Raw genomic sequence first — 11010 nt, 5'->3', positions numbered from 1 at the left:
GGTGGCATTCACTGCGATGGTGGATACGGACCGTATCCTCCCGGCGGTCCTTGCCCTCCAGGGGGTCCCGGCGGGTAACCAGCCTGGCCCGCTGGGTAACCGGGTTGCCCCGGGGGATACCCCGGCTGTGCCGGTGGATAACCACCCTGCGGCGGCACACCAGGAGATCCATTCGCGTACGGCGGCGCCGGGGCGCCCGGGTACGACCCACCGGCCACCTGGGGAGCGGCCTGGGCGAACGCCGGCATCGGCGGGAACGGCACGCTCGGCCGACGGGCCCGCAACTCGTCGAGGAGCCGCTTCTCCGTCTCCAGCGCCTCCGGGCCGATCACCTGGCGGACGATCTTGTCTCGCAGGTAGGCGAGGTCGGTCGCGTTCTGCTGGAACGCCTTGGCCGCGGCTTCCGCCTCGGCGCCGTACCGTCGCGCGTTCTGCCGCAGCGCCTTGCGGCCGCGCAGGGTCGCGATCAGCGGCACGTCCTGGGCGAGCAGCCAGCCGAACCGGACGTAGTCGTACAGCCGGGACGCGATCATCTTCCCTTCCCGGGATCGCATGATCAGCGCGAAGACGACCAGGCCGGTGAAGATCGGCACCATCAGGAAGAGGTACGCCACGAAGAACCCGCCGCCGCTCGCCCAGCTCGCGACACCGTTCCACAACGCGTGTGCCAGCACCGCGCACAGGTACCCGACGATCGGCGCCAGGAACCGGACCGCCGTACTGCGATGTCGTACGGCGATGCCGATCCCGATCGCGGTGAACGACGTGAACAAGGGATGCGCGAACGGCGACAGCACACCACGCAGGACGAAGAGGAAGAGCAGCCCGCGGAAGCCGGCGTTGCTGCCCGCCTCCTCGGAGAGCTGACTGAAGATGCGCCCGTAGTAGAGGATGTTCTCGGTGAAGGCGAAGCCGACGCCGACCATGCCGGCGTACACCAGGCCGTCGATGATGCCGTCGAACTCCTTGCGCCGGATCAGCGCCAGCAGCAGGATCACGGAGCCCTTGGCGAACTCCTCCACCGGCGGCGCGACGAACACGGCCGAGCGGTTGCCGCCGCTGCCGGTCTCCTCCAGCAGGTTCGAGACCTCGGTGTTGATGAAGATCGCGACCAGGGTCGCGATGAAGGCCCCCCAGCAGAGCGCGAACAGAATGTACTTGGTCGGCTCCGGCTCGTAGCGGTCCAGCCAGAGATACAGCGCGATCACCGGGACGATCGGGACGAACGCGAAGATCAGTCCCCAGGTGAAGCCGCCCGCGCCGGTCGACTTGGCCACGATGCCGAAGATCACCAGGCCCGCGATCGCGAACACGATCGCGATGACGATGCCGATCAGGATGCCCTGGTTGCGCCGCTGGCCCGGGACCGGATGGCTGCCGAGCAGGTTCGGCTGCGGGTACGGTCCGCCGGGCGAGTACGCCGACCCCGCCGCGGGTTGCGGCGCGCCGGCTGGGCCTGGTGAGGGGTAACTCATGCCCGCAGCCTAGTTGGAGAGCGCACCCACCCGCAGGACCGCCCACACAGCGTTACCTGGATGGAACGACAACCCTGTACTTCGACCGCCCCGGATCGCGGCTCACCGGTAACCCACGAGCGCGACCACCCCCGGATCTGAGAGACTCTTCCCTGCCACGCGCCCGTAGCTCAGCTGGATAGAGCGTCGGACTTCTAATCCGTTGGTCGCAGGTTCGAATCCTGCCGGGCGCGCCAGTTGATCAGGTGAATCCGGGTGTCTGGGTTCACCTGTTTCTTTTGGGGTGCGGCGGGGGGTCTTGGAAGAAATCCGGGTGGTGGTGTCGGATCGGGGGTTAGGTGTTCGTAGCAGGGGTGAGTGGCTGCCCGGGTGGGGCGGCTCCGGAGCACAGGAGATGACCGAGATGCAGTATCTGGTTTCCGTGATCGACGACAAGGACAATCCCGGCAGCACGGACAGGCAGCCTGCCATCAGCGCGTTCAACGACCGACTGATTGCCGAGGGCTACTGGGTTTTCGCGGGCGGACTCGCCGACACCACCGCGGCCACGGTCATCGACAACCGGGGCGAGCAGGCGGTGTTCAGCGACGGGCCGTTCGTGGAGTCGAAGGAGTATCTCGCCGGCGTCTGGGTGTGGGAGGTCCCCGATCTGGATGTGGCGCTCAAGCTCGCCACCGAGGCGTCGAAGGTCTGCGACCGGAAGATCGAGGTGCGGCCATTCCAGTGAGCGACGTCGAGGAGGCGATCACCCAGGCTCACCACGCGGAGTGGGCGCGGGTGGTCGCCGCTCTGACCAGGCGGTTCGGCGACCTCGACATCGCCGAGGAGGCCGCGGCCGAGGCGTTCGCGACCGCCGTCGCGCGCTGGCCGGCCGACGGCGTACCGCCGAATCCCGGCGCCTGGCTGACCACCACCGCCAACCACAAGGCCATCGACCGGATCCGGCGCGAGAACAAGCGCGACGACAAGCACAAGGAGGCTCAGATGGTGTACGACGACGACCCGCCCGAGCCTCTCGGTGTCATCGACGACGAGCGGCTCCGGCTGATCTTCACCTGCTGCCACCCGGCGCTCGCGATCGAGACCCGCGTGGCGCTGACGCTGCGCATGGTCGGCGGCCTGACCGTGCCCGAGATCGCCCGTGCCTTCCTGGTGCAGGAGACCGCCATGGGCCAGCGGATCACCCGCGCGAAGGCGAAGATCAAGGCGGCCCGCATCCCCTACCGGGTGCCGTCGGCGGAGGACCTCCCGGCACGCGTCTCCGGCGTACTCGCGGTCCTCTTCCTCGTCTTCAACGAGGGCTACCTGGCGACCGGCCCCGACACCGACCCCGTCCGTCACGAGTTGACCGCCGAGGCGATCCGGCTCACCCGCCTGATCCGCGTACTCTTGCCGGACGACGGTGAGGTGGCTGGGCTGCTGGCGCTGATGCTTCTCACCGAGGCCCGCCGTACCGCCCGGGTGTCGGCCAGCGGTGAGCTGGTCCCGCTCGACCAGCAGGACCGTGGAGCCTGGGACGCCGCGTTGGTCGCCGAGGGTCATCAGCTCGTGCGCGAGCGCCTGGCCGCCGGAGTGGCTCCGGGCCGCTACCAGATCCTCGCGGCGATCAACGCCGTACACACCTCCGCCCGCGACGTACGCGACACCGACTGGTCGCAGGTCGTCGCCCTCTACGACCAGCTCATCCGCGTCGACCCCTCGCCGATCGTCGCGCTCAACCGCGCCATCGCGGTCGCCGAGCTCGACGGCCCGGAAGTGGCCCTGGCCGCCGTCGACCGGCTCGAGGACAAGCTGGCCGCCTACCACGCCTTCCACGCGACCCGCGCCGAGCTGCTGCGCCGGCTGGGCCGCAGCCAGGACGCGCGTACGGCGTACGACAAGGCCATTGAGTTGGCGGGCAACACCGCCGAGACCGCCCACCTGACCCGCCGCCGCGACCAGCTGGGGTAGTTCTCTCAGGGAGTTCCTACGGACTTCTTAGCGTTCTTTGTGGGCGGTTTCGGAACGCTGTCCGTCTCATGGGTGTTGACCGAGGAAAGTTCGGTACGCCGATGAGAGGACGACGATGGCAGGTTTGAGCATCGCCGAGGCGCCAGCGCGCTGGTTTGGCCTGGAGAAGTTCGAGACCAGAGAGCTGCGGTACCCAGCGGGGTCGGTGGTTGTGCTGGCTGGGATCCCCGGGGCCGGCAAGAGCACACTGATCCGCCGGCTGTTCCCTCAGGCCGAGCAGGGCGAGTACGGCGTACAGGTGTTCGACTCGGGGCATATCCGGGACCGGTGGGCGCCAAGGCTCGCCAGGCTGCCGTACTCGTGGTGGCGGCCGCTGGTGCATCTGACTTACTACGCGCGCGTACTGCGGGCTATGCGCCGTGGCGGACCGTTGCTGGTGCATGACTGCGCCACCCGCCCGTGGGTAAGGCAGTTGATCGGTTGGCAGGCCCGGCGCTCCGGTCTGGCGGTGCACCTGGTCCTGCTCGACGTACCGGGTGACGTAGCGCGTGTCGGCCAGCAGGTCCGCGGCCGGGTGGTGCGCAGCCACAGCATGGACACGCACTGCCGCCGCTGGCCCCGGCTGCTCGCTGAGGCGGCAGTCGACCCGGGCCGGATCGTGCCCGGCGCTGCGTCCGCGGTCGTGCTGACCCGCGGCCAAGCGGACCGCCTGCAACGGATCACGTTCAAGCCAGCCGCAGCCGCGTAACGGTCCCCTCGTCGCTCGAGGTCGTCCACAGGCTCCCGAAGGCGACGAGCAAGCTGCCGGCGGTCAGCGGTTCATCCGGCGTGATTTGCTCGACGACTCGTCCGGTGTTGGGCTCGATCTTCGTGATCGTGCCATCGGGTGCGCGTACGAAGATCGTGTCGCCGGCCGCGACGAGATCACCGCCGGCGCCGGCGCGGAGGTTGCGGTAGACCGTGCGTACGGCGAGCTCACCCGTCAGGTGGGTCAGGCCGTCGTCGGTGTCGACCCAGACGCCTGTTGACGCCAGTACGGCGATGCGCGGAGCCGGCAGCGACGCCTGCGCGGTGACAGCGCCGCTGGTGGCATCGAGCGCGATCACTTTGCCCTCCGTCGACGAGGTGGCCACTACGAAATCATCCTTCGCGGCCAACTGCAGGCACCGCGCTCCGAGCGGGTAGCCGGTGACCTTGGCTGTCCCAGACTCGACGACGCTGGCCTGCGTCCCGTTGCTGGTCAGAACCCACAGGCCACGATTGGCGAGCGGAAGCGTGAGCTGGTCGAAGACCTTGCCCACGGCAACTCGGCGCACGATCCGCCGCGTGTTCGGATCGATCTGCGCGACACCTGTGCCGTCGTCCGCGGTGGCACATGCCCACAACCCGGAGCTATCGGCGCCGATGCCCTGGCAGTACTGGTTCTCGTCCGACGTGGTGTCGATCTTGATCTCGCCGGTCACCCGGTTGGTCGCGGGGTCGATGCGTACGACGCGGCCGTCGTCGGTCTTGACCCAGACAGCGCCGGCTGCAGCCACCAAGCCGTCGCCGTTCGTCACCGGGATGACGGCCTGACGGCGCTCGATGTACGTCGCCTTGGTCTCCGGAGCTGCAGACGTCGTGACCGGCGCGCTCGGCGAGGAACTCTCGGTGGCTGAGCAACCACCGAGAACCAGCGCTACAGCCACCATCCAGCCCCATCCCCGTGACATATCCACAGTGTGTGGCTGCGGAGCGCGAACGTGAAGGTGACGGTCTGGACTTCGTCGTACGGCGGTGTGAGGCTGACGGCAGGGGTGAACCGCGGACCGGCTGGGGCGCGGGACGGGAGTTCGCGGTATCGGACACCCGGAGGGGGCGTCATGAACGCCAGGAAACTGCTGTGTGCAATCGTGTCGACGGCCGGGCTGGTGGTAGCGAGCCTGGTCTGCACAGGCGGGCCGGCCGCGGCCGCGCTGATCGAGCACCAACACGTCGAGGACGTCCGCAGCTTCGTCGACGGAAAGTTCTGCGGCGATCTCAGGGTGCGGATCGACATCGACGTCCGCATCCACCTGCTGGTCAAGACCCAGGGACCGGACGGTCTCGTCTATTTCCTGGAGTCGCTGCGGGGCACGACGGAGTTCACGAACCTTGCCACCGGCAAGTCGTTCACCAACTTCCTCAGGATCGTCAACAAGGACCTCAAAGTGACCGACAACGGTGACGGGACGCTGACGGTGCTCACGACGACCAACGGCGTCGTCAAGAACTACGGGCCGGACGGTGAGCTGCTGTTCATCGACTCTGGGACCTTCCGGGTCGAGCTGCTGATCGACCACGGTGGCACGCCCACCGACCCGGACGACGACGAAATCCTGTCCGAGACGGTCGTGAAGACCAGCACCGGCCGGAGCGACACCGAGGGTCATGACTTCTGCGAGGACTTCCGCCTGATCACCAGTTGACCCGACGCCCGAGCGGTTGCCCGTGGAGTGAACAGGGCAAATACTCCGAAGTGTCGGCCGGTAGCTCCGTGCCACACCGGCGGACGCTTCGAGGGACCCCGCCCAAAAGGTCCCGTTCACTCCATCGGGAGGAACACAGTGAGGATCGAACGTACGTCTGTCCGGCGCCGGCTCGTCCAGCTGACCGTCGCCGCCGGGATGGTGGCCGCTTCCCTGTACGCCGTACCGGCCGCGGAGGCCAAGCAGCCGTCGCCCGCCGCTCAGCTCGCAGCGGCGAGTTCGGCGGTGGAGCGGTCCGGGGTGAAGGGCATCGCCTGGTACACCGACGCCGCGTCCGGCAAGGTCGTCGTCACCGCCGACAGCACTGTCTCCGCCAGCCAACTCTCGGCACTCAAGGGAGACAAGGTCCAGGTCAACCGCACCAACGGTGTCTTCAAGCCACTGGTGTCAGCCGGCGACGCCATCTACGGCGGGCAGTACCGCTGCTCGCTCGGCTTCAACGTGGTGAAGGGCGGTGTCTACTACTTCCTCACCGCCGGCCACTGCGGCAAGGTGGCCAGCACCTGGTACACCAATGCGAACCATTCCACGCTGATCGGCCCGACGGCCGGCTACAGCTTCCCCGGCAACGACTACGCACTCGTCCAGTACAGCAACACATCTCTCAGCCACCCGGGCGGCTTCTCAGTGGCCAACGCGTACGTCGGTGAGCGGGTCACCCGCAAGGGTTCGACCACGGGCGTCCACAGCGGCACGGTGACCGCGCTCAACGTCACCGTCCGGTACTCCGGCTCCGGCGGCGGACGTGTCAGCGGTCTGATCCAGACGAACGTCTGCGCCGAACCCGGTGACTCCGGCGGTCCGCTGTACGACGGCACCAGGGCCCTCGGCCTCACCTCAGGCGGCAGCGGCAACTGCAGCACCGGCGGTACGACGTTCTTCCAGCCCGTCAACGAGGCCGCGAGCGTCTACGGCGTCACCATCTACTAATCCGTCGAAGGGCCGGCCGCAGGTCGAGCGGCCGGCCCGCCATGCGCCGTACGAAAACTGTCGGTGGCGCGTGATTGGCTCGGACTTCTTGATGGGGAGGAGTTCGAGTGAAGGTACGGGTTGGGCGTGAGGTGCTGGCCGAGGCGGTCGGTTGGGTGGCGCGCGGGCTGCCCAGTCGCCCGAGTGTGCCGATCCTGGCCGGGATGCTGGTCGAGGCGGCCGATGGTCAGGTGACGTTGTCGGGGTTCGACTACGAGAGCTCCGCGCAGGTGAGTGTGCCGGCGGAGGTGGCCGACGAGGGACGGTTTCTGGTGTCCGGACGGCTGCTGGCCGGGATTTCGCGGAGCATGCCACGCGATTCGGTGGATCTGAGCGGCGAGGCGGCCCGGGTTCAGGTGACCAGCGGCAGCTCGCGCTTCGATCTGCACACCTTGCCGCTGAACGAGTATCCAGCGCTGCCCGAGCTGCCACCGCCGAGCGGCGTACTGGATGGTGAGGCGTTTGCGCGGGCAGTCAGCCAGGTGGTCAGCGCGGCCGGCCGGGACGACACGTTGCCGGTGTTCACAGGGGTCCGGATCGAGGTCCGCGGTACGACGATCTCGCTGCTGGCCACAGATCGGTACCGGCTCGCCGTTCGGACCGTTCAGTGGGAGCCACTCGATCCGAGCATCGAGGCGAACGCGCTGGTGCCGGCCAGGATGCTTGCCGACATAGCCAAGGTGATGGCGGGCCACGAGCTCACGCTCGCGTTCGGTTCGACCCGCACAGGGGACGGGTTGATCGGGTTCGAAGGCGGCGGCCGCCGGGCGACCGGCCGGTTGATCGACGGCGAGTTCCCAAAGGTCCGCAGCCTGATCCCAGCGCCGGGCGCGGTCACCAGCACGGTGCGGGTCGACACCACGGCGCTGCTCGAGGCGGTGAAGCGGGTGGCTCTGGTGGCCGAGCGTACGTCGCCGGTCCGGATCAACTTCGCGGACGGTACGGCGAGCCTCGACGCGGGCAGCGGCGAAGAGGCGCAGGCCTCCGAGTCCGTCGAGGCCGCGCTCACGGGCGACCCAATCACGGCCGGCTTCAACGCCGGCTACCTCCTGGACGGCCTGGCCTCGATCGGCGCACCAGTCGCACACTTCGCCTTCACCCAACCCACCAAACCCGCCAACCTCACCGGCCTCCGCTCCCCCGACCACGAACCAGACGGCGAGTCCGCCTACATCCTGATGCCCATGCGCCTACCAAACTGATGTCAAGAACAATGCACCCAGATCCGACCAGGAGGTGACGGCAACCCAGCGAAGGAGTCACGCGATGGAGTTCGAGCGGCACTGCGACCTGATCGTCGAACAGGCCGAGCTGCTGGCTGACCAGCTCGAAGGTCAGGACTTGGGTACGAGGTTCCGTCGTGCCCGGGCTGGAACGTCGGCCAACTGGTCTGGCACCTCGGCGGCGCGCATCGCGAGGCCGCGGTCGTGGCGCGGACCGGCGCGGCGCCGGGCGACGACGACTTCCGCGACCCGACGCACCGGTTCCAGGATCCGGCCGACGCCGACGGACTCCAGGACTGGCTGACCGCGGGAGCACGCGAGCTGGCGAAGACTCTGCGTGCGGTGGGCCCCGACGTACCGATCACGATGCCGATCGAGAATCCGACCACCCGGTTCACCGCCCGGCGGATGACTCACGAGACCGCGATCCACCGAGCCGACGCCGTACTGGCGCTGGGGCTCGACTACGACCTGGACGCCGAGGCCGCGACCGACGCGCTGGACGAGTGGATGGAGCTCGGGACTCTGCCGCTGCACTTCGAGGTTCACCCCTGGATGCGTGAGCTGCTCGGCCCCGGTCGAACTCTCGGCTTCCACGCCACCGATGTCGCCACCACCTGGACCGTCGATCTCACCGGCGACGCGATCCGGTGGAGCCGTTCCGACGCACCTGCCGCGGTCGCCGTACGCGGTCCCCTCGTCGAGCTTTTGCTGACGCTGTACAAACGCCGGGCCGTCGACGGTGACAGGATCGAGGTGCACGGCGACCGCGACCTACTCGACTACTACCTGGAGCGCGTGAGCTTTGGATGAGGCGCCGATCCCGCACTACCTGACGCCTACAAGCAGCTCGCCACCGACAACCCAGACCTGGTGAGGTCACCCGGCGACTGATGCCGTGGGCAACGCTCGCGCCTCGCCTAACTCACACCTTGAGGAAGTAGTCCGTTAGAACCTCGGCCAGTGCCTCCGGCGGAATCTGGTGGAACGTACCGTCCCGCCCCTCCAGCGTCCCGTTCGGCAACGCAGACACCGTCTGCTTCACCGATTCCTTCAGCCACGCCGGACTGTCGTTGCTGTAAATGCCCAGCGTCGGTACGTCGACAGACGCCAACAGCTCAGTCGGTACGGCGTTGTCCCGCAACTGCAGCGCGTCGTACACCAGGGTGTGGGCGATCGACTCCAGCTTGGGCCACATCGGCGTCTCCCGGATCTGGTCGACCATCTCCTTCGGCTGACCGACCGCCTCGACCATGAATAGCTCAGCGGCACCACTCGGGTTCCCGGCCGCGACGAACTCCTGCAGCCGCTCGACGTACCGCTCCGGCGGTGGCGGCGCGCCCTCGACCCGGAACGGCGGCTCCATGATCGCCTGCTTCTCGAACGGCAGCCCCGACTGCAGCAGCACCATCGACCCGGACGAGAACGCGCACGCGAATCGCGCGCCCGTTGCCGCCCGTACGGCGTCGAGGTCCTCCCACTCGCGCTCGACGGCGTACGGCTGCGTGTCGCCGGAGTCGCCGCGACCACGCCGGTCGTAGTTGACCACGGTGAATGCCGACGCGAGCGCCTCAGCCTGCGACACGTAGAAGGAACGGTCTGTGAAGCCGCCGGCAACCAGGACCAGACCTGGCCCGCTGCCGTAGGTGTCGTACGCGATCTCGGTGCCGTCTTTCGAGGTGACCTTCTGCATCACCACTCCCCTCTCTGATGGGATCTCCTGCCCAACCGTCGAACGCAGTACCAAGAACAAGACACCATGTGACCGACATCACACAACCGCGGCGAGCCCTGCCGCCAGTCGGCCAACCTCACTACAGTTGGTTTATGTATACAGACGACTGCACACCATCGGCCGGCTGATGCTCCTTCGCCAACTGGAGTATCTCGTCGCCCTCGCCCGGGAGAAGCACTTCGCCCGGGCCGCCGACGCGTGCTACGTCTCCCAGCCATCCCTGTCCGCCGCGATCCGCAAGCTCGAGCAGGAGCTCGCCGTACCGATCGTCCGCCGTGGCCGCCGGTTCGAGGGCCTCACCCCAGAGGGCGAACGGGTGCTGCTCTGGGCTCAGCGGATCCTGGCCGAGCAGGACGCGCTCCGGCACGAGCTCTCGGTGATGCGCGGCGGCCTGACCGGCACCCTCCGGCTCGGCGCGATCCCGACCGCGATGCCCGTCGTCTCCCTGCTCACCACCCCGTTCTGCGAGCGGCACCCGAACGCCCGGGTCACCATCGAGTCGCTGTCGTCGCGCGACATCACCCACAAGCTCGCCGACTTCGACCTCGACGTCGCCATGACGTACCTGGACGACGACACTCTCGGACAGGTCCGGAAGACCCCGCTCTACGAGGAGCGCTACCTGCTCCTCACCCCGCAGCACACCGAACTCGCCGAGTTGCCGGTGGCAACATGGGCACAGGTCGCCGAACTGCCGCTCTGCCTGCTCTCGCCGGACATGCGCAACCGCCGCATCATGAACAGCTACTTCACCGACGACGGCGTCACTGCCACCCCGGCGATCGAGAGCGACACAGTCTCCGGCCTCTACAGCCACCTCCACGGCAACCACTGGTCGACCGTCATCTCGCACGCCTGGCTGCACATGTTCGGCGTGCCCGACGGCATGCGCGTCGTACCGCTGAAGAGCCCCGCCCACGGCCCACGCGTCGGCCTGGTGATCGCGGCCCGTAGTCCTGAGCCGGTCCTGGCTCGCGCGCTGCTCGAGGTGGCCCGGGAGGCCGGCGTACACAGCGCTCTGGACGAACTTCTCGACGTCTTCCTGCTGAGCACCCCGCGAACAAGCCTGTAACGGGGATCACGCCCGGACGTAACCGGGATCACGTGAGATGGGCCATAACCGGTGAGTACGCCTGGTTGAATGTATACAG

The 11010-nt window shown here is 68.0% G+C and carries 10 protein-coding genes, 1 tRNA gene and 1 pseudogene; 9 read left to right on the top strand and 3 right to left on the bottom strand.

The annotated features are described in order from the left end of the window. Positions 1–8: 8 nt before the first annotated feature. Positions 9–1475, bottom strand: coding sequence for a PrsW family intramembrane metalloprotease (locus tag EV646_RS24600; RefSeq protein WP_132152489.1), 1467 nt, complete (start codon positions 1473–1475; stop codon positions 9–11). Positions 1476–1634: 159 nt separating this feature from the next. Here EV646_RS24600 and EV646_RS24595 point away from each other — a divergent pair. The 4 genes from EV646_RS24595 (at position 1635) to EV646_RS24580 (ending at position 4173) form a co-directional block, all read left to right on the top strand. After that, positions 1635–1711, top strand: a tRNA-Arg gene (locus EV646_RS24595). Positions 1712–1878: 167 nt separating this feature from the next. Next, a complete protein-coding gene (locus EV646_RS24590; RefSeq protein ID WP_132153091.1) occupies positions 1879–2202 on the top strand; it encodes a YciI family protein in 324 nt (107 codons plus the stop codon). Further along, positions 2199–3425: an RNA polymerase sigma factor gene (locus tag EV646_RS24585; protein ID WP_132152487.1), complete on the top strand. Its 1227-nt coding sequence runs from the start codon at positions 2199–2201 to the stop codon at positions 3423–3425. The genes EV646_RS24590 and EV646_RS24585 overlap by 4 nt, the downstream gene beginning before the upstream one ends. A 115-nt stretch (positions 3426–3540) precedes the next feature. Continuing rightward, positions 3541–4173, top strand: a complete 633-nt coding sequence (locus EV646_RS24580; RefSeq protein WP_132152485.1) for an AAA family ATPase — start codon at positions 3541–3543, stop codon at positions 4171–4173. Here the strand turns inward: EV646_RS24580 and EV646_RS24575 are convergent. Next, a complete protein-coding gene (locus tag EV646_RS24575; RefSeq protein WP_132152484.1) occupies positions 4151–5137 on the bottom strand; it encodes an outer membrane protein assembly factor BamB family protein in 987 nt (328 codons plus the stop codon). The genes EV646_RS24580 and EV646_RS24575 overlap by 23 nt on opposite strands. A gap of 150 nt (positions 5138–5287) precedes the next feature. On the opposite strand from EV646_RS24575, the gene EV646_RS24570 reads away from it, so the two are divergent. The 4 genes and pseudogenes from EV646_RS24570 to EV646_RS24555 form a co-directional block, all read left to right on the top strand. Next, on the top strand, positions 5288–5872 hold the full coding sequence (locus tag EV646_RS24570) for a hypothetical protein (protein ID WP_132152482.1): 585 nt from the start codon (positions 5288–5290) through the stop codon (positions 5870–5872). A gap of 138 nt (positions 5873–6010) precedes the next feature. After that, positions 6011–6862 (top strand): S1 family peptidase, encoded by an 852-nt coding sequence (locus tag EV646_RS24565; protein ID WP_241996297.1) that lies wholly within the window; start codon positions 6011–6013, stop codon positions 6860–6862. 107 nt (positions 6863–6969) lie between these two features. Next, on the top strand, positions 6970–8103 hold the full coding sequence (dnaN, locus tag EV646_RS24560) for a DNA polymerase III subunit beta (protein WP_132152480.1): 1134 nt from the start codon (positions 6970–6972) through the stop codon (positions 8101–8103). Positions 8104–8262: 159 nt separating this feature from the next. Continuing rightward, positions 8263–8937: pseudogene (locus tag EV646_RS24555) on the top strand (maleylpyruvate isomerase family mycothiol-dependent enzyme); the annotation flags it as partial. A gap of 112 nt (positions 8938–9049) precedes the next feature. Here the strand turns inward: EV646_RS24555 and EV646_RS24550 are convergent. Beyond that, positions 9050–9817, bottom strand: coding sequence for an alpha/beta fold hydrolase (locus EV646_RS24550; protein WP_132152478.1), 768 nt, complete (start codon positions 9815–9817; stop codon positions 9050–9052). A gap of 169 nt (positions 9818–9986) precedes the next feature. Here EV646_RS24550 and EV646_RS24545 point away from each other — a divergent pair, with 169 nt between their 5' ends. Next, complete coding sequence (locus EV646_RS24545; RefSeq protein ID WP_132152476.1) at positions 9987–10931, top strand: LysR family transcriptional regulator; 945 nt, start codon at positions 9987–9989, stop codon at positions 10929–10931. Positions 10932–11010 lie beyond the last annotated feature (79 nt).

It is taken from the genome of Kribbella antiqua, from assembly GCF_004345665.1.
Taxonomy (GTDB): Bacteria; Actinomycetota; Actinomycetes; order Propionibacteriales; family Kribbellaceae; genus Kribbella; species Kribbella antiqua.
The sequence above is the reverse complement of the archived record's forward strand: the minus strand, read 5'-3'. Positions and strand labels throughout refer to the sequence as shown.